Raw genomic sequence first — 19,336 nt, forward strand, 5'->3', positions numbered from 1 at the left:
AGGCTTATAGGAGGTGACATCATGCCTGCATTCGATCTACCACCGATTCACCTGCCCTTTGACTCAAGGATCAACCCCTATCAGGACGTGGCAAGCCAAGGTGCCAACAACTGGCTGGAGTCGATGGGCCTGGTCGACAGCCAAGCGCGCCATGCGTTTGAGTCAGCCCGGTTCTTCGAGCTGGCTTCCAGGGCCTATCCCGAGGTGCAGGCCCGCGAGTTGGATCTGCTGGCTTTCGCCGAGGTACGTCGCTATACCGGCGCCACCCAGTTGATGTTCAGCGCCGGCGAATCCGCCGGCCATGCCGAGCTGCCTGAAGCGTTCTGTCACAGCTGGCCCTTCCAGGTCCTGCGGGACACTGCCAGTGACGTGGTGGTGTTGGTAAACGACCTGTTGTCCTATGGCAAAGAAACCCATTACGACGAAATAAGCAACTACGTGGTCGTTTGCCAACACCATCTGGGCCTGTCACTGCGCGAAGCCATGGCATTCGTCAATAACTTGTTGAACTCCCGTGTGCATGCCTTCGAACAGGCGCGAGAAAGACTGCCCCTGTTCATTGAGCGCCAGCAGTATCCACACGCGCAAAGAATCGCGATTGAGCGCTATATCCGCCTGTTGGAAAGCTGGATGAGCGGCAATCTCGACTGGTCATTGCGTGCGCCACGCTACATCGATAGCCATACCTGGCAAGGGGGCAACCGATGAACACGCCCATTCCCCGTCGCCAAACCCGGCAGGTGCTGATCGGTGCCGTGACGCTGGGCAGCGCCAGCCCCATCGTGGTCCAGGCCATGACCAACACCGATACCGCCGACGCCCTGGCCACCGCGACCCAGGTCGAGCAATTGGCCCTGGCCGGCGCTGAGCTGGTACGGATCACGGTCAATGGCCATGAGGCGGCGTCCCAGGTGGCAAAGATTCGCGAACGGCTCGACGCCCGGCAGATCGACGTGCCGCTGGTGGGCGACTTCCACTTCAACGGCCACCGCTTGCTGGCGGCCTATCCCGACTGCGCCCAGGCTCTGGACAAGTACCGGATCAACCCCGGCAACGTCGGCAAGGGCGCCAAGCGGGACGAGCAGTTCTGCGAGATGATTGAAATCGCCTGCCGTTACGAAAAACCGGTGCGCATCGGCGTCAACTGGGGCAGCCTCGACCCGGACCTGCTGGCGCGGATGATGGATGCCAATGCAGCATTGGCCGTACCGCTGGCGGCCGATGCGGTGATGCGCGAAACCCTGGTGGTGTCGGCACTGGAGAATGCGCAACGGGCCATCGAAGTCGGCCTGCCGGCAGAGCGGATCGTGTTGTCGGCCAAGGTCAGTCACGTTCAGGACCTGATTGCCGTGTACCGTGACCTCGCCGCGCGTTGCGACTTCCCGTTGCATCTGGGCCTGACCGAAGCCGGCATGGGCTCAAAAGGTATCGTCGCCTCCGCCACCGCCCTGGCGGTGTTGTTGCAGGAAGGTATCGGCGACACCCTGCGCATCTCCCTTACCCCCGAACCTGGCGGCGAGCGCAGCCGCGAGGTGCTGGTGGCCCAGCAGATCCTGCAGACCATGGGCCTGCGGGCGTTCAGCCCCACGGTGGTGGCCTGCCCCGGTTGCGGGCGCACCAGCAGCCGTTTGTTCCAGGAACTGGCGCAACAGATCGAGGACTACCTGCGCGAGCAGATGCCCATCTGGAAAAGCCGTTTCAGCGGTGTCGAACAACTGCAGGTGGCGGTCATGGGCTGCGTGGTCAACGGCCCGGGGGAAAGTCGCCTGGCGGACATCGGCATTTCCCTGCCCGGCGCCGGCGAGCACCCGTCGGCGCCGGTGTATATGGACGGCGAACGGGTACTGACCCTCAAGGGCGGCACCATAGCCGATGACTTCACCCGATTGCTCCAGGCCTATGTCACGGCCCGTTACGGTGGAGACGCCGGTGCCCGCGAGCAACTGGCGCGGATGGTCAGCCCATTCACCGCCCATCCCCGTGAGTTGATTGCCCGTGACACCCCATAAAGGAGTCCGACCATGCATCAGCGCCTGACCCTGCTCGGGGCCACCGGTTCTATCGGTGACAGCACCCTGGACCTGGTCGCGCGGCATCCCGAGCGTTTTTCCGTGTTCGCCCTGACCGCGCATCAGAATATCGACAAGCTGTACCGCCAATGCCTGGCCTTCCAACCCGCAGTGGCGGTGGTCGCCGATGCCGAGGGGGCGGCACGCTTGGCGGACCGGCTGAAGACGCTTGGCCAGCACACCGAAGTGCTGCATGGCCCGCAAGCACTGGTGACCGTAGCCTGTGCCAGCGAATGCGATACCGTGGTCGCGGCGATTGTCGGTGGCGCCGGGCTGGCCTCGACATTGGCCGCGGCAAAAGCCGGCAAGCGCATTCTGCTGGCCAACAAGGAAGCGTTGGTGATGTCCGGCTCGCTGTTTATGGGCTGTATCGCCACGTCCCAGGCACAGTTACTGCCAGTCGACAGCGAACACAATGCGATTTTCCAATGCCTGTCGACTCACCCCGAGGCCCGTCCCGAACGCCTGATCCTGACAGCCTCCGGCGGCCCGTTCCTGACCCGTGCGCTGGAAACCCTGGGCAACGTCACCCCCGACCAGGCCTGTGCCCACCCGAAATGGCGCATGGGCCGCAAGATCTCGGTGGACTGCGCCAGCCTGATGAACAAGGGCCTGGAGCTGATCGAGGCGCACTGGTTGTTCGAGATGCCGTCGGAACGGATCGAGGTGCTGATTCATCCGCAAAGCATCGTGCACTCGATGGTGGTTTACGCCGATCAGTCGGTCCTGGCGCAACTGGGCAATCCCGATATGCGCACACCGATCGCCCAGGCCCTGGCCTACCCGCAACGGATGGACTCCGGGGTCGTGCCACTGGACCTGACGCGCTGTGAGCCATTGGCGTTTTCCCCGCCGGACCTGCTGCGTTTCCCCTGCCTGCGCCTGGCCCTGGACGTGGCACACGGCGGTTGCGAGCTAAGCGTGGTGCTCAATGCGGCCAATGAAGTGGCGGTGGCGGCCTTTCTGGCCGGTGCGTTGAAGTTCAGCGATATCGCCCGCGTCGTTGCTGAAACCCTGGAACAGACTCCTGCGGTGGCCATTGACAGCCTTGCGGCAATCGAGGACACCGACCGGCGCGCACGCGCCAGGGCGACGCAGTTGTCAGGCCTGCCACCACCGTGGCAATAGCTGCCGGACCTTGGCCTCGGCAAAACGATCATCGATCAACAGCACCACGCCGCGATCCTGCTCGCTGCGGATCACCCGTCCAGCCGCCTGCACGACTTTCTGCACACCCGGGTACAGGTAGGTGTAGTCGTACCCGGCACCGAACAAGGCCGCCATCCGTTGTTTGATCTGTTCATTGACCGGGTTCAGTTGCGGCAAGCCCAGGGTCGCGATAAACGCGCCGATCAGCCGTTGCCCGGGTAAGTCGATGCCCTCGCCAAAGGCCCCGCCAAGGACCGCGAAGCCAATGCCCTGGCTGTGTTCGGTGAACTGCTCGAGAAAGGCCTGGCGCTGGCTTTCCTCCATGCGCCGCGATTGTTGCCAGAGTGGGATCTGTGGATGGATCTCGGCCAGCAACTGCGCCACTTGCTGCAAATAGTCGAAGCTGCTGAAAAATGCCAGGTAGTTGCCGGGGCATTCGCCGAACTGTTCGGCCAGCAGCTCGACGATGGGGGCCAGCGAGGCCTGGCGATGGAGGTAGCGGGTGGAGATCCGGCTGATGATCCGCAGGTCCAGTTGCTCGCGCTTGAACGGCGACTCGACATCGATCCACGCGGTGTCCGCTGGCAGGCCCAGCAAATCAGTGTAGTAGTGCCGGGGACTCAAGGTCGCGGAAAACAGTACGCTGCTGCGCGCCGCCTTCAGCCGCGGACGCAGAAAACCGGCGGGCACCACATTGCGCAGGCACAGCTGCGAGCTGCGGCGCTGGCCGCTCTCCCGCAGGCTGATATCGAACAGGTAATGCTCGTCGAACAGTTCACCCACCCGGGAAAACTGCAGGAGCTCGAAGTAGAAGCCCTGGAGCTCAGCATCGACGTCTTGCGGATGTTCATTGAGGTAGTCGCCGATGGCTGACACGCACAGGCCAATAGCATTCAGCAACTTGGCCGGAGCCTGCGCATAAGCCTGATAAGGACCGACCTGCTCCTTGTGCAGGGCATTCCACTCACGGTTCAAGCGCTGCAACGACTTTTTCAAGGCTTCGGGCACACTGCGCCGGACGCTGTTCAGGACCTGCTGGTCGAGACTCGCGCTGTACATCTGGCGCCCGCGTTCCACCAGGTTGTGGGCTTCGTCCACCAGCGTCGCGACCCGCCACTGGTTGGCCTGGGCCAGCCCGAACAGCAAGGCGCTGAAGTCGAAGTAGTAGTTATAGTCGGCGACGACCCAATCGCTCCAGCGCGCCATTTCCTGGCTCAGGTAATAGGGGCAGATTGCATGCGCCAGGGCGATGCTCCGCAGCGCCTGCTGGTTGAGCAAGGGCACGCCGACCGCAGCCTGGCGCGCCGCGGGCAGGCGATCATAAAACCCTCGGGCCAGGGGGCAGGACTCGCCGTGACAGGCCTTGTCCGGGTGTTCGCAGGCTTTGTCCCGGGCGACCAGTTCCAGCACCCGCAACGGCAGATCAGGTGAGCGTTCGTAGAGCACCTGCGCCGCGCCGAGGGCCAACTGGCGGCCCGGAGTCTTGGCCGTGAGGAAAAACACCTTGTCCAGTTGCTGCGGTGCCAGGGCCTTGAGCATCGGAAACAGCGTGCCGAGGGTCTTGCCGATCCCGGTCGGCGCCTGGGCCATCAGGCAACGCCCGGTGCTGACAGCCTTGTACACCGTCTCGGCCAGGGCCCGTTGGCCGGGGCGAAAGTCTTCGTGGGGAAAGGCCAGGTCCCGGGCCGCCTGGTCGCGAGCCTGGCGATGGCCGGTCTCTTGCTCGGCCCAGTGCAGGAAGCGTTCGCACTGTTGCACGAAGAACGCCTCAAGATCCACGGCGCGCCAGGTTTCCCGCAGCACGCTTTCCTTTTCGCTGACGATATCGAAATAGACCAACGCCAGGTTCATTTCCGCCAGCTGTAACTGCTGACAGACCAGCCAGGCGTAGATCCGCGCCTGGGCCCAGTGCAGTTGCCGGTGATTGGCCGGCTGCGCGGCGAGGTCACCCCGGTAGGTCTTGATTTCCTCGAGCAGGTTCTGCCGCGGATCATAACCATCCGCCCTGCCCTGGACCTTGAGGTGGCGGTAATAGCCTTCCACCGGCAGTTCCGCTTGATAACCCTCGGCACGCCGCGACGCCACGGTGCGATGCCCGAGCATGCCCTCCTGGGCACTGGGCGACGGCGTGAAGCGCAGGTCCAGGTCGCCGACCTTGGCGGTGAACTCGCACAGGGCGCGCACGGCAACGCGGTAGGTCAAAGGTCCTCCGCTGCCCATTGCACGTAGCAGACGGCAATCGGCATCCCGTGCTGCCGGCAGAACTCCAGCCAACGCAACTGGTTGTCCTGCAAGCGGTCACCGGGGCCTTTGACTTCGATCATCCGGTAGCTTTTTTCAGCCGGGTGGAACTGGATCAGGTCGGGCATGCCGGCGCGGTTGGCGCGGATATCCAGCAGCAGGCGTTCGAACCAGTGTTTCAGATGTGCGGCGGGCAGACAGTCGAGGGCCTGTTCGAGCAACTCCGGGGTCAGTACGTTCCAGAACACAAAGGGTGACTGCAGACCCCATTTGGCACTGAAGGTGGCGCGCATGCTGTCCTGGTAGCGGCCGTCCTCCAGTTGCCCCAGGCACTCGGCGAACAGCTCGGCGCGGCGAGCGTGGAAATCTTCCTCATGCAGGTCCGCCGGGCCGCTCTGGAACGGGTGGAAAAACGCCCCCGGCAATGGCGCGAAGATCGCCGGCCAGCACAACAGGCCGAACAACGAGTTGATCAGGGTGTTTTCCACATAGTGCACCGGGGCCTGCGGCTGGTGCAGGTGGCGGGCGACGCCTTCCTCGACGGACAGGGCCGGATCGTTGGCCAGTACCAGGTCCAGTCGGGTAATCGCCACCGGCGCCGTCGGGGCAGTCGCCGGCAACCCGAGCCTGCGCCGCAACCGGGGCAGGATACGCAGCAGATGCTGTTGTTCTTCGGCGCTGTGGGGCGCGTCCTGTGCCTGCAACGCCAGGTCCAGGGCAAGCTGGAACTCGCCGAGGCGTTCGAGCACGCGGATGCGCCGCTGGCGCGCTGGCGGGTGGCTGCAGCCGCTATAGATCGCCAGTGCGCCGGGCCAGTCCTGCAAGCGCTCGCTCTGTTGTCCGATCTGGAACAGCAGTTTGCCCCGACGCCGTTCCAGCCAGGGGTTGTCGGTGTCCAACCGGTTGACGTGCTGGTGTATCAGGCCAGGTTCCTCACCCGCCTCAAGGGCTTCGCGAGCAGCCTGCAAATGCAGGTAGCCATCGAGGTCGGCGCGGCTGCGCAGGCCGCGGGACGATGCGTGGAGTTCGACCTTTTCGTAGCTGAAGATGCCCAGGTCCGCCAGCACGAATTCGGACCAGTCCTGGTACAGGTTGCCGAAAAACATCAGTCTCAGGCGGTCGCACAGCGGCATCACCTGCAGGCTGTAAAGCGGCTCGGGAAGGCTTGGGCACCATTGGGCGAACGACCGGCTCTCGTCGAAGCGCAGGGCCAGCTCCGCATAAAGCTCGGGCTTGTTGGCCCTGGGCTGGGTGATATCGGCCTTGAAACTGCTCACCACCTCGGCCTTTTGCAGGACCGCGAACAACTGCGCCAGGCTCAGCAGCGCATCATCGCGCAGCCAGCCCAGGGCCAACAATGGCAGCGCCGCCGGCTCAGGATCGCCGATTTCGGCATAGTTCAGCTTGCCGGCCCGGAAATGTTCGCCCTTGCGCATCACCATCCGCACCAGCAGGGCCCGGGAGGCCTTGGGCAAGCGGGCGAAGTCTGCGATAAAAGCGTGTTCCTGGGCGTTCAGCAGGTCGGCATAACGCTCGGCCAACCAGTCGAGCACTTGCTGGAAGTTGTTCAGGTAGTAGAACGGATCGTCGAGGGGCTGGGTTGTCACAGGCGGGGAAGACCAAGGTTATCGAATGCTGGTTATGCATACAGATAACAGGCCATCCCGCCCCTGGCAAATACAAACGGACCAAGGGCGTCTCAGTCGAGCTGTTCAAGGCGCAGGGCATCGGCCAGGACGCCCAAGGCCTGGTCCAGATGCCGATGGGAAGTGCTGCACAGGCGCAAGTGCTGCTGATGCAGGCCATGCAGGCTGAACAACTCGCCGGGGGCGAAGACGATTTTCTGCTCCAGCAAGCGTTCGAACACCTTGCGCATGTCCACCGGCCGAGTCGCCTGGGCCCAGATCGTCGCCCCGCCCTGCGGCGGCACGAAGGCCAGGCTGTCGGCCAGACGCTCGTGCAACAGGCCGCTCATATGGGCCATGCGCTCCTGCAACAGACGGCGCAAGGTCAGCAGGTGCTGGTCGATCCGACCGCTGCTGTAGAGCCGGGCAATCGCCTTCTGTCGGGTCGGCGACATGCGGAACGAGCGCAACAGGAAATGCCGCTGCAGCTCCGCCCCCAGGTGCCGGGAGAGCAGATAGCCGAAAGGCGCTTCGGCGCCCATGATCCGCTCGAAGCTGGCAAACACCAGCAGGCGATCCGGGTCCACCAGGTCGCGCATCCGCGGGCCGCTGAATTCGAAGGCGAACTCGCCATGGCTGTCGTTTTCCAGCAACCAGATGCCGAAACGCTCCAGCAACCGCGCCAGCTGCTCGCGCTGCGCCAAAGGTATCAAGCTGCCACGGGGCACACTGAACCCGGAAGACATCAGCAGCAATTTGACCGGCCGGGTCTGCAGCAAGTGCTCGAGGGCCGCCAGGTCGAAGCCACCGTCGTCCTGCAGTGGCAGCTCGATGATATTGACCCCACCGGCCTGCAACAGGCGCAGAATCACCCAGTCGCAGGGCGACTCCACCAGGACCGTCGCCTGTTTCAGGCTCAACGCGGCCATCAGGGTTTCCAGCACGCTGCGCAGGTCCGCACCGATGTAGACATCGTCGGCATGCCAATAGCGCTGGGCCGAGGTGGTGTAGCGCACGGCCAGGGCGGTGCGCAGCTCCAGCTCGCCGAAGGGCTGAAACTGTGGCGCCTGCTGGCGCGGGTACTGGCGCACCAACTCGCGTTCGAGCAACAGCAGCGGATTGTCCAGCGACAGCAGCAGCGCCGGTTCATCACTGCTCAGCACCAGGGTGCCGGGACGCCGCGAATGCACATACAGGCGCTCCAGCACATCGGCGCTACCACTGACGAACGAGGCGCCGGAGACCGGCAGCGCGTAATAGCCCGACTTGGCCAGCGAGTACACCCGCCCCTCCTTTTCCAACAGGGAGTAAGCGTACTGGATGGTCGAGATCGAAACATTCAGGCGCTCGGCCAGCTGGCGCAGGGATGGCAGCTTGACCCGGGCATCGGTCTCGACCTCGTTGATCAGGCTGACCAGATAACGATAGACCGCCTGGTAAGCAAAATCCGAGTGTTTGCGGCCCTTGTCGGGCGCCGCTTGAGTCAGGTCTTGGGGCGCGGACGAATCCGCGCCCGGTTGGGGAATGTCTGAAACTATCAATACCAATCCTTTTTAACGTCCCGACAAGACTTCTTTGAACACTTCACCGTTGTCGGGATTGACGATGTCGATACGGTGCTTGTCCGGATCGCTGGCGCGGACCCGGGCAATCAGCGAACTGACGCCGGAGAAGTCCACCTGGGCCTTGGTGTAGAGATCCCCCAGCAACGCCGGGGTCAGGCCGCTGACTTCGCTCAGCCATTGCCAGATCTGCTCGGGCACCACCTGCCCGGCGAGGGCCTTGTGCAGGTCCGGCAGGGCCACCAGCATGCCGGGGTGACAGCCACGCAGGAACGACTCGAGCCCGTTGCCACGGTTGACGAAGGGCGCGAACAACAAACACGTCAGTTGGGCCTCGCTCAGGCCAAAGGCCTCATGCGCGTAGGCACTGGCCAGTGCCCGTCGATCGAGGATCTTCTCAGCGCTGTCATAAGCGCCCATGGCCTGCTCCACCAGCCGCGCCGGCATGTGCTTGCGGCGCATCATGGCGTCGGCCAACTGCAGGTACTCGCCGATGCCGGCCTCATAGCTCAGACCCCTGACGTATTGCGCCTGCAGGCCGCGCATATGGGCCATCAGCAAGGGATTGGCGCAATCGGACTCGCTGAAGTGAAAGGCCAGGTCATCGAACTGGAAGCCGAGAAACTCGGTCAGCAGTGGCCAGCGCTCCTCGATGTCGCGACCGACTAGGTCGTAGACGCTGACCAGCATCGGCGCCGTGGCCCGGCTGGAGCGACTGATAGCCGGGCCCTCGGGCTCCACCAGGGCCTCGCCATACAGCTCACGGTAGTAATCCAGGCCGAGGTCGTGGCAGGTTTTCACCGCCTCGTCGAACTCCAGCGCCCGCCCGCCGACCCAGGCCCGCTCGGGCTTCTCGGTTGCCCGCAACAGCCAGGTCATGTACTGCTTCTGCTCCCGCGGCGACTCGCCGCTGACCAGGGCATCGACGCCTTTGTCCCAGGCGCTGGAGCGCTCGTAGAAATCGGCCATGGACAGGTAGCAGCCATTGCAGAAGGTCGCCCGCCCATCGCCCGCGGTCAGATGGCCGCTCACCAGCAGGTTGCGGCGGTTGATCTCACGATTGAGTTCGGACATCGGCAGGCGATGATTGAAGGGCCGGACATGCTTGTTGTCCACCATCAACAGCTCGACCCGGGGATCGTCATAGACGAACAAGGCGCTGTAGCTGCGATGGATATTGTGCATGACCGTGGCGGTGACCCCGGCATGGCGCAAGGTGGCGACTCGCAAGTTGAAGGTCGCCGGCGAACGCCCGGCAATACTCAACTGCGCCGCCCGCAGGAACGCCAGTGTGTAACTGCTGTCCTTGCCGCCACCGTGGGCCACCATGACCTTGAATTCACCAATACGCTCTATACCGCCCGCCGCTACGATCAGACGTTGAATCAACAACTGTAAAGCAATACGTTCAGCGCGCGTGAAGTAACTCATCAGACGCTGCAACACTTGCTGATAAACATAATTCATTGCCTGCTCATGAATGGAGCTCATAGCCTTTATACACCTGGATTGAGTTCAGTGTCGGGCAAACAGCGCTCGCATTACCGGCAGTCACTGGATCGTACGGAAGATTGCCTGTCCCCTGTAACCCTGATGCGGACAAGCAACACCCGAAGTATTGCACAGGCCTGAAACACCCACGGCAAGAGCTTTCGAGCATGACCGACGTCACTGATTGCCAGTTAGCGCTGGGAGTCTGCGTACCAATAAAAATATCTTAGGAATATTCTTACAATGACCTACAACTATTAACTACCCACAAGAAATTAACGACATAAGGAGGCAGTCTTCGCCCGACGCACTGAAAGCAAGATATTCCAGGCGTTGGGTCCAGGAGGGTTCGACCTGAAACTTCGAAAAACAACGAGACTCCGATACAGCAGCTGATCGTGAACCATAACTCATTCCTTGAGCGGTAAGTGACCCTTTCAATTATCAGCACTTACCCGACGATTAACAGATACAGAATTTGGCGAAAAACCGGTTCAGTTGATGGCATACTTCGGCGCGAGTAAAAAGCCCGGAAAGTTGTTAAAACATATTTCGGAGCACACATAAAAAACCCCGCATCGCAGAACGACACGGGGGTGATGTGGGCTCAAACAGCCTGAGTCAGCTCAACTGGGTTCGATTTGCAGCGCGACCCGGCCGCGACAAGGGCAACCGTCCATGTAGCGGTGCGCCTCGACAAATTCGTCGAATGGAAAAGTGCGGATTTCCAGCGGTGGCAACACCCGGTCGGCCGTCAGCTGGTTGATATCGCGCAAGGCCCGTTGCAGCGCTGCCTGGTCCTGGACGATGCCCAGTTCCGGCTTGCCGGTGAAGTTGCCGATGCAGTGGACGAAGAACTGGATATTCTTCTGGAACGCCGCGCACGCCGGGAACGGGGTCTGGTTACCGCCCTGCAGGCCGTAGAGCACCAGACTGCCACGTGGCGCCAGGACATCGCCGAGCATGGACATCTGCGGGCCACCAAGGCCGTCGAAGACCATGTCGACGCCACGGCCATCGGTGTACTTGTTGACCTGCATCAGCAGGTCCTGCTCCTCGGTGACGATCACCTTGTCGGCCCCCAGGGACAACAGGTACTCGCGCTCTTCCGGGATCTTGGTCGCGGCAATCACCTTGGCGCCCAGGGCCTTGCCCAGTTGCACGAAGGAAGGTCCGGCGCAGTGGCTGGCATCGGTGACCAGGGCAAACTGCCCCGGCTTGACCCGCGCCAGGTCGACATAAGCGAAATAAGCGATCAGCAGCGGCGTGTAATGCACGCTGGCCTGGACGGGAGTCAGCACATCCGGATAACGGGTCAGGGCCGTACGTGGCAGGACGATCAGCTCGCCATAGACCGGATAATCGTTGGCGCTCTGGGCCGGAAAGCTGGCGACCTTGTCGCCAACGGCCAGGTCATCGACGCCATCGCCGACGGCGGTGACCACACCGGCCATTTCATGACCGATACCGGCCGGCAAGCGGGCCTGGGACGAAGCCAGATTCTGCCGCCAAAGGACGTCGTACCAACTGATGCCAATGGCCTCCACACGCACCTGCACTTCGCCCGGCGCGGGCAGAGTGGCCGTATGCTCTTCGCATTTGAGCACCTCGGCCGGACCAAACTTGTGAAAACGGATCGTGCGGGACATCGCAAACCTCGTCAAATGAACCTCTAATGTCACGAACTCTATCCGGGCTTTTCAGCCAAAACCATCAGTGGCTATTAATAGTCGACATGCCTGTCATTGATTGGCGACCATTGTACACAGTTCAAAATTCCGTGCGAATCAACCACTTTTGCCCGTAAGATTGACCTTCCCCGCCAGTGACCGTCTTGTGAAGCGAGCCCGATGAACCGTAACGACTTGCGTCGCGTCGATCTGAACCTGCTGATCGTATTCGAAACCCTGATGCACGAACGGAGCGTCACCCGCGCCGCGGAAAAGCTGTTTCTCGGCCAGCCAGCGATCAGCGCGGCGTTATCACGCCTGCGCAGCCTGTTCGATGATCCGTTGTTCGTGCGCACCGGCCGCAGCATGGAGCCTTCGGCCCGTGCGGTGGAAATCTTCGCCCTGCTCTCCCCGGCCCTGGACTCGATCTCCACCGCGGTCAGCCGCGCTTCGGAGTTCGATCCGGCCACCAGCACCTCGGTGTTTCGCATCGGCCTGTCCGATGACGTCGAGTTCGCCTTGCTGCCGCAGTTGCTCAAGCGCCTGCGCGCCGAGGCGCCCGGCATAGTGCTGGTGATCCGCCGCGTCAACTATCTGCTGATTCCGGCCAAGCTCGGCTCCGGCGAAATCTCCATCGGCGTGTGCTACACCACCGACCTGCCGGCCAACGCCAAACGCAAGGTCCTGCGCCGCAGCTCGCCCAAGTTGCTGCGCGCCGACTCGATGCCCGGCCCCCTGTCGCTGGATGATTTCTGCGCCCGCCCGCATGCGCTGGTGTCCTTCGCCGGCGACCTGAGTGGCTTTATCGACACCGAGTTGGAAAAGCTCGGACGCAAGCGGCATGTCGTGCTCGCGGTACCGCAGTTCAATGGCTTGAGTACCCTGATCTCCGGGACTGACATCATTGCCACCGTGCCGGACTACACTGCCGATGCCTTGACCGCGGCCGGTGGCGTGCGCGCCGAGAACCCGCCACTGGAGACTCAGACCTTCGAACTGCACATGGCCTGGCGCGGTTCCCAGGACAACGATCCGGGTGAGCGCTGGCTGCGCTCGCGGATCCAGATGTTCTGCGGCGACCCGGATAGCCTGTAACAGACTTCCACAATTGGCGACGCCGTGTAGCCTGCGCGTAAATGCCCGGGCCACACGGCAACGCAATCCTAATTTACGTGGGTGTTGAGTGGCCTTAACATGTTCGATCATTGAGACAGTCAAGTCGCACTCAACAACGGATTACGATCTCGGCCTCGAAAAATCCGAGGCTAGAACGCTGATTCCTTCAGGCTAAAACCTTTGTGGCATCACACTCTCCACTGCGCAATAAGGCTCAAACCAATTCGGCTAAAGATGCCGGGTTGAAGCCCTTCAGATCCGCGTAGTCGCCTTTTTCCACTTTGGCGGCCCAATCCGTGTCACTCAGCAGAACACGCCCTACAGCGATCAGATCAAACTCTTCGCGCTCCATGCGTTCGACAAGCCGATCCAAACTCGCAGGGGTTGATCCTTTGCCGGCGAAGGCATTAGTAACATCATTGTCTAGCCCAACCGAACCAACACTGATGGTCGCGGCCCCGGTTACTTTCTTCGCCCAACCCGCGCAGTTCAGGCCGTTCTCACCGTCAATCTCGGGGAACTCAGGTTCCCAGAAGCGACGTTGCGAGCAGTGCAGGACGTCGACACCGGCCTCGACCAGTGGCAACAACCAGTCTTCCATCACAGCTGGCGTTTCGGCGACGCGTACTCCGTAGTCCTGTTGCTTCCACTGGCTGACGCGCATGATGATAGGGAATTCGGGGCCGACCGCATGACGAACGGCAGACACGATCTCACTGGCAAAACGCGAGCGCTCTTTGATGGTCGGTCCGCCGTAACGATCGGTGCGCTGATTGGTGCCCGCCCAGAAGAACTGATCGATCAAATAACCATGAGCCCCATGGATCTCGACCGTGTCAAAGCCCAGGCGTTTGGCATCCGCCGCTGCCTTGGCGAACGCTGCTACCGTGTCGGCAATGTCCTCTTCACTCATCGCCACGCCACGCAGGTCACCTGGCGAATCAAGGCCCGACGGGCTTTCCACTGGTGCATCTGGCTCCCAGTCGTTGATGTAACGCGTGGCACCGGTGTGCCAGATCTGCGGTGCCATGCGCCCGCCAGCGTTGTGGACCGCATCAATCACGTTTTTCCACCCAGCCAGCGCCGCTTCGCCGTGAAAAAAAGGAATGCCTGAATCATTGCGTGATGCTGGGCGATCAATCACGGTGCCTTCGGACAAGATCAGCCCAACACGTCCCTCTGCCCGCCGCCGGTAGTAGGCAGTGCTCGCTTCACCCGGGATGCCTTCGGGTGAGAACAGACGCGTCATGGGCGCCATGACAATTCGGTTTTTCAGTACCAGCGAACGGATCGAAAAAGGCCGAAACAAAATACTGGTATCAGGGTTAGACATTGAGAGAGTCTCCATTGCGTTTGGAGGGCATATAAGTATATTTTGTAAACTAAATGTCAATTAGGCACCTTGAGTAGCCTAGGTATATCAGAGGGAACCATCCTTGCTCGAAATACATCCGCAATGCTTCTCATCGGACTGTCCCAGCAGGGCACTGTTTGACCAAATCGCAGATAAGTGGTCGATGATGGTTCTGGCGGTGCTTGATGACGGGCCGCATCGCTTTAACGCCATCAGGCGTCGCCTGGAGGGCGTCACTCAGAAGGCACTTACACAGTGCCTACGGCGGCTGGAACGAAATGGTCTCGTCTCGCGCCAGGTCATTTCGTTCTCGCCCGTGGCAGTGCAGTATGAGATCACCCCACTGGGTCGAACGCTGCAGCAACCATTTCGCGAATTGCATAAATGGACGCTCGACAAATTGCCTGAGGTTGAAACGGCCCGGTTGAAATTTGACCAGGCCGCGGAGGGAAAGCTGACGGTGTGATTCTCAACGATTGGCCAAGCGCCTTCGATTAGGCCACCAACCAGTGTTGGTCGATGGACTTCATGCACGATCAATTAGCGGATGGGTGCAACTTTCGGGTTTTCAATCTGGTTTGGACGGTGATTGTGGAGTATCCGGGTTGAGTTGCTGGCGTCTGAATTGCCCGGGAGGCTGGCCGTGGATCTGGCGAAAACGTCGTGAAAAATAGGCTTCGTCGGCGAAACCGCACAGCCTTGCCACCTCCCCCACGGGTCTTGTTCCATTGAGCAAATAATTGCGCGCCGCGTGCATCCTGCGTTCGAGCACCAGCTCGGTGAAGGTCTTGCCGACTTCCTTGCGTAACCAGTGGGTCAGGTAGGTCGGTGACAGGTAAGTCGCGGCGGCAACCTTGATCAGGTTGAGATCGGGATCGGCGATATTTTTACGCAAATATTCGGACATCCTGCCCAAGGCATCGCGTCGGCTGACTTCGGCGGCATTCTCTTCGGCCAGCCGCTTGAGCGGCTCGGCATGCAAGGCACAGACGCTGCCGATAAGCTGCAGCAGCAAGCCCTTGAGCATCTCGCGGGTGCCAAACTGACGGTTTTCATCCAGCAGGCGCATCTGCTCGATCAGCGCACAGACTTTGCCGAAATCCTCATCGCCCAGGATGAAATCCAGATGTTCCTGGAAGCGGAACGGCGATAGCTCCGGCGCCAGGAGAATCGAGACTTCCTCCAGATCCATCGGGTCGCACTGCAAATGCGGCAGCAGAAAGATCTGGGAGAAATTGATCACCATGAAATTGCTCTCGACCGGATGCGGAATCACGTGCACGCGATGGGGCAGGATGAAGGCCAGTGTGTTGCGCGGAAACGGCCGCTCAACGTTGCCGATATGCTGCACGGTATCGCCACCGAGGTTGACCTGGATCTGGAAATACTCGTGGCGATGCGGGCTGGTCTCGGCGCGCCGCCCCTTTTTGTCGCGGATATAGAAGTCCGTCAATTCGCTGCGTTGCTGCATGACGTAGGTAGGCACTCGACTAGCTGACAGCATCTCCTGAAAATCCTCGACAGGTACATAGGCAGGTTGTCGTCGCACCACGATGCAGGCGGCGACATGGTGATTGTGAAGGTGAATCCGGCTGATTTTAAATCAGGTCATAGGATGACATCAAAATGAAGGGGTTGTTTGCTCCCGTGTGCGAGAACTCGTCTGTCCAAAAAGCAAAAACGCCTGATATAAAAATTAATCTATAAAAAACAAAAAGATAGAAATAATTAAAGAGAAAATTACAAAAAATCAGCAGGTTTTACTTTTTGGACAGATGCGTTTGGCACTGTTCTCAAGAGAAAAAACGATCTAACGCTCTCGTTGATTTTGAATCGTTGTACGACCACTGTTACAGGCAATGCAGCCCGACCCGTCCAAAAACAATCAAAAGGTGCGCACGCCATGAACCTGCTTTTATCCCTCTTCGACCCTCCCGGCTTCACCTCGAACGCCCTGGCTGCCAGGCGTCTCTGAACGCCTGGCAGTGACTGTCCGCGCCGCTCATTCAAACAGTGATTGCCCTGCCCTCGGCATTTGCGGCAACGGAGCCGGCTGCGCGCAGATATCTCGGTTCATCCAACAATAAAAAGGTCTATTCATGTCGAATTCGCCAACCTCCCCGTCCACCGCCTCGACAGTGGCTGTCGGTGCCCAGGATGCCCTGCTCCCTCAGCGACTGCCGACCCGCCAGCGCTGGTTCATGCTGTCGTTGCTGCTGATCGCGACCATCATCAACTACATCGACCGGGTAAACATTTCGATTGCGGCACCGTTCATGGCCAAGGACCTGGGCTTGGACAAGATCGAAATGGGCCTGATTTTCTCCGCGTTTGCCTGGACCTACGCACTGGCACTGGTACCCGCCGGGTTCATTGCCGATCGCTTCGGTTCGCGGTTCACCTACGGGGTGTCGCTGATCGGTTGGTCGGCGGTCACCGTGTGCCAAGGCTTTGCTACCGGGTTCGCTTCGTTGTTCGGTTTGCGCCTGGCCGTCGGCGCCATGGAGGCTCCAGCATTTCCGGCCAACAGCCGTGCGGTCACGGTGTGGTTTCCGGCCCGCGAACGGGGGCTGGCCAGCAGCATTTACGTGTGCGGCCAGTATTTGGGCACGGCACTGTTTACCGGCGTGCTGTTATGGCTGGCCACGACCTACGACTGGCGCCATGTGTTCTACAGCACCGGGATACTCGGCATTGTTTTCGGGGTGATCTGGTTGTATGTGTACCGCGATCCGCTGAACTGCAAAAAAGTCAGTAAGGAAGAACTGAAGTACATCGAAGTCGGAGGTGGACTGGTCAAGTGCAGTCAGGCACGTACCCGGTTCAACTGGCGACAAATCGCCGAGCTGTTTGGCTATCGGCAGATCTGGGCGATTTGCATCGGCAAGTTTGCCAGTACTTCTGCGCTGTATTTCTTTCTCACCTGGTTTCCCACGTACCTGATCGAAGAACGGCAACTGACCATGATCAAGGCGGGCATCTTTGCCGTGCTGCCGTTCGTGGGCGCAACGGTCGGCATTTTGCTCGCCGGCATTGTCTCCGACCTGCTGATACGCCGCGGCTATTCAATGTCCTTTGCGCGCAAATTGCCATTGGTGGTCGGATCAATGCTGGGGATGTCGATCGTCCTGGTGAACTTCACCGATTCGAACCTGATCTGCATTGCCGTGCTGACCACGGCCTTCTTCGCCCAAGGGATCGCCTCGTCGTCGTGGGCGGCGGTGTCGGAAGTGGCCCCCAAGGAACTGATCGGCCTGACCAGCGGAATCACCAGCCTGGCCGCCAACATCGGTGGCATCGTCACCCCTATCGTGATTGGCGCGATCGTCCACGCGACGGGCTCGTTTGCCTGGGCCTTCTGGTTCATTGGCGGCGTGGCCCTGGTCGGCACCCTGTCCTACTCATTGCTGCTCGGCCGGCTGTATCGCATTGAACTCAAGGTGCGCTGAGCCCAGAAACGCCTATTTCTCCAACACGAAGCGGCTTTCGTCCAACTTCACAATAGATTGCCGCCGTACGCTGACGCTTCCAACAGGACTTCTACCAGGATGAACATGCCCGAATACGTTTTTACCCCCGATCTGCCCGTGACCTTGCCGGTTGCCGGCAGCCAGCAACGTTTCCCCGTCGGTCGGGTGTTTTGCGTCGGCCGCAATTACCCCTGGCCGGACACACAAGGCCAGTCCCGACAGCCGCCGGTGTTTTTCATGAAACCGGCGAGCAATGTGGTGGATGCCGTGGGTGAAGTGGCGTTCCCGCCAATGACGGAAGAGTTCGCTCACGAAATCGAATTGGTCGTGGCCATCGGCGAGGGGGGCGCCAATATTCCAGAGAGCCAGGCGCTGGCCTATGTCTGGGGCTACGCCGCCGGTCTTGATCTGACTCGGCGTGATGTCCAGCGTGCGGCCAAGCGTAATGGTTTGCCGTGGGAAGGCGCCAAGGTGTTCGACGGTGCCGCGCCGATGACCGCCATCGTACCGGTCACTCGCGCGGGGCACCCCGATGGCGATTTGTGGCTGAGCGTCAATGGCCAGGAGCGCCAGCGCGACAGCCTCGACAGTCAGATCTGGTCAGTCAGTGAAGTCATCAGCCGCATCTCTCAATCGGTCGCGCTGAGGGCCGGAGACCTGATCATGACCGGCAGCCCGGCGGGCGTCGATGTACTGCAACCAGGCGACATCATCAACGCCGGGATCGATGGCATCGGCCAACTGGAAATGCGCGTCGCTCAGCGACCTTGAACCGACCACTCACCGTACTGATTCGAGAAAGGATGGAACAACATGTCTAACACTCCCCTTTTGAAAGTGGCCCTCGTAACCGGCGCCGGTAGCGGGATCGGCCGCGCCGTGGCCCTGGGGCTGATGGCCGACGGATACACACTGGTATTGGCTGGACGCCGGCTGGAGCCCTTGCAGGCATTGGTTGATCTAGCGGCGTGCGAAGGGCGCGAAGCGTTGGCGGTGCCCACCGATGTACGCGACCCGGTCAGTGTCGACTCGCTGTTTGCAACCATCACCGAGGTCTACGGACGCCTGGACGTGCTGTTCAACAACGCAGGGGTCAATGCCCCCGCCGTGGCGCTGGATGAACTGACATTCGAGCAGTGGCGAAACGTGATCGACACCAACCTCAACGGCGTTTTTCTCTGCGCCCGTGGCGCCTTCGGACTGATGCGTCGGCAACAGCCACAGGGTGGACGCATCATCAATAACGGCTCGATCTCGGCCCATACCCCACGCCCGTTCAGCAGCGCCTATACCGCCAGCAAACATGCGGTGCTGGGGCTGACCAAATCCCTGGCCCTGGATGGTCGGGAATTCAACATCGCCTGCGCCCAGATCGACATTGGCAACGCCCTGACCGAAATGTCGGTACGCATGACCAAAGGCGTGCGCCAGGCTAACGGCAGCATCGCGGTGGAGCCGATGGTGGATGTCAAGCATGTGGCCGATGCCGTGCGCTACATCGCTGGCCTGCCGCTGTCGGCGAACGTCCTGAACATGACCGTCATGGCCAGCGCCATGCCGTTTGCCGGTCGCGGTTGAACCGGCCTTTT

At 60.9% G+C, this 19,336-nt stretch carries 15 protein-coding genes; 8 read left to right on the forward strand and 7 right to left on the reverse strand.

What is annotated here, in order from left to right:
• Window positions 1-21: 21 nt before the first annotated feature.
• From AC07VG_RS24670 to AC07VG_RS24680, 3 genes are read left to right on the forward strand one after another with little or no spacing between them, the layout of a single operon-like run.
• On the forward strand, window positions 22-708 hold the full coding sequence (locus AC07VG_RS24670; RefSeq protein ID WP_495002564.1) for a terpene synthase family protein: 687 nt from the start codon (window positions 22-24) through the stop codon (window positions 706-708).
• On the forward strand, window positions 705-2,009 hold the full coding sequence (gene ispG / locus AC07VG_RS24675) for a flavodoxin-dependent (E)-4-hydroxy-3-methylbut-2-enyl-diphosphate synthase (RefSeq protein WP_495022037.1): 1,305 nt from the start codon (window positions 705-707) through the stop codon (window positions 2,007-2,009). The genes AC07VG_RS24670 and ispG overlap by 4 nt, the downstream gene beginning before the upstream one ends.
• Window positions 2,010-2,021: 12 nt before the next feature.
• Window positions 2,022-3,197: a 1-deoxy-D-xylulose-5-phosphate reductoisomerase gene (locus tag AC07VG_RS24680; protein WP_495002562.1), complete on the forward strand. Its 1,176-nt coding sequence runs from the start codon at window positions 2,022-2,024 to the stop codon at window positions 3,195-3,197.
• Here the strand turns inward: AC07VG_RS24680 and AC07VG_RS24685 are convergent.
• The 5 genes from AC07VG_RS24685 to AC07VG_RS24705 all read right to left on the reverse strand — a co-directional run bounded on the left by AC07VG_RS24685 (window position 3,171) and on the right by AC07VG_RS24705 (window position 11,786).
• Window positions 3,171-5,420, reverse strand: a complete 2,250-nt coding sequence (locus tag AC07VG_RS24685) for an ATP-dependent DNA helicase (protein ID WP_495002561.1) — start codon at window positions 5,418-5,420, stop codon at window positions 3,171-3,173. The two genes, AC07VG_RS24680 and AC07VG_RS24685, sit on opposite strands and share 27 nt — an antisense overlap.
• Window positions 5,417-7,066 (reverse strand): VRR-NUC domain-containing protein, encoded by a 1,650-nt coding sequence (locus tag AC07VG_RS24690; RefSeq protein WP_495022038.1) that lies wholly within the window; start codon window positions 7,064-7,066, stop codon window positions 5,417-5,419. The genes AC07VG_RS24685 and AC07VG_RS24690 overlap by 4 nt, the downstream gene beginning before the upstream one ends.
• Window positions 7,067-7,158: 92 nt before the next feature.
• Window positions 7,159-8,571, reverse strand: a complete 1,413-nt coding sequence (locus AC07VG_RS24695; protein ID WP_495002616.1) for an aminotransferase-like domain-containing protein — start codon at window positions 8,569-8,571, stop codon at window positions 7,159-7,161.
• 66 nt (window positions 8,572-8,637) lie between these two features.
• Window positions 8,638-10,137 carry a hypothetical protein gene (locus tag AC07VG_RS24700; protein WP_495002559.1) on the reverse strand — a complete coding sequence of 500 codons (1,500 nt, stop codon included), beginning with the start codon at window positions 10,135-10,137 and terminating at the stop codon, window positions 8,638-8,640.
• A gap of 626 nt (window positions 10,138-10,763) precedes the next feature.
• Window positions 10,764-11,786, reverse strand: coding sequence for a zinc-dependent alcohol dehydrogenase family protein (locus AC07VG_RS24705; RefSeq protein ID WP_495002558.1), 1,023 nt, complete (start codon window positions 11,784-11,786; stop codon window positions 10,764-10,766).
• Between the two features lie 201 nt (window positions 11,787-11,987).
• Between AC07VG_RS24705 and AC07VG_RS24710 the strand changes: the two genes are divergently transcribed.
• Window positions 11,988-12,902, forward strand: a complete 915-nt coding sequence (locus tag AC07VG_RS24710; RefSeq protein ID WP_495002557.1) for a LysR family transcriptional regulator — start codon at window positions 11,988-11,990, stop codon at window positions 12,900-12,902.
• Between the two features lie 235 nt (window positions 12,903-13,137).
• Here the strand turns inward: AC07VG_RS24710 and AC07VG_RS24715 are convergent, their stop codons facing one another.
• Complete coding sequence (locus tag AC07VG_RS24715; protein WP_495002556.1) at window positions 13,138-14,256, reverse strand: NADH:flavin oxidoreductase; 1,119 nt, start codon at window positions 14,254-14,256, stop codon at window positions 13,138-13,140.
• A 103-nt stretch (window positions 14,257-14,359) separates the two neighbouring features.
• Here AC07VG_RS24715 and AC07VG_RS24720 point away from each other — a divergent pair, with 103 nt between their 5' ends.
• The gene (locus AC07VG_RS24720) at window positions 14,360-14,743 is read left to right on the forward strand and encodes a winged helix-turn-helix transcriptional regulator (RefSeq protein ID WP_495002555.1); all 384 of its coding nucleotides are present in this window, start codon (window positions 14,360-14,362) and stop codon (window positions 14,741-14,743) included.
• Between the two features lie 102 nt (window positions 14,744-14,845).
• Here AC07VG_RS24720 and AC07VG_RS24725 read toward each other — a convergent pair whose 3' ends face one another.
• The gene (locus tag AC07VG_RS24725) at window positions 14,846-15,781 is read right to left on the reverse strand and encodes a helix-turn-helix transcriptional regulator (protein WP_495002554.1); all 936 of its coding nucleotides are present in this window, start codon (window positions 15,779-15,781) and stop codon (window positions 14,846-14,848) included.
• Window positions 15,782-16,376: 595 nt separating this feature from the next.
• Here AC07VG_RS24725 and AC07VG_RS24730 point away from each other — a divergent pair.
• From AC07VG_RS24730 to AC07VG_RS24740, 3 genes are all read left to right on the forward strand, one after another.
• The gene (locus tag AC07VG_RS24730) at window positions 16,377-17,726 is read left to right on the forward strand and encodes an MFS transporter (protein ID WP_495002553.1); all 1,350 of its coding nucleotides are present in this window, start codon (window positions 16,377-16,379) and stop codon (window positions 17,724-17,726) included.
• 99 nt (window positions 17,727-17,825) lie between these two features.
• Window positions 17,826-18,518 carry a fumarylacetoacetate hydrolase family protein gene (locus AC07VG_RS24735; RefSeq protein ID WP_495022039.1) on the forward strand — a complete coding sequence of 231 codons (693 nt, stop codon included), beginning with the start codon at window positions 17,826-17,828 and terminating at the stop codon, window positions 18,516-18,518.
• A gap of 42 nt (window positions 18,519-18,560) precedes the next feature.
• Window positions 18,561-19,325, forward strand: a complete 765-nt coding sequence (locus AC07VG_RS24740; RefSeq protein ID WP_495002551.1) for an SDR family oxidoreductase — start codon at window positions 18,561-18,563, stop codon at window positions 19,323-19,325.
• The last annotated feature ends 11 nt before the right edge of the window (window positions 19,326-19,336 follow it).

Source organism: Pseudomonas sp. GW821-FHT03C07 (genome assembly GCF_059420925.1).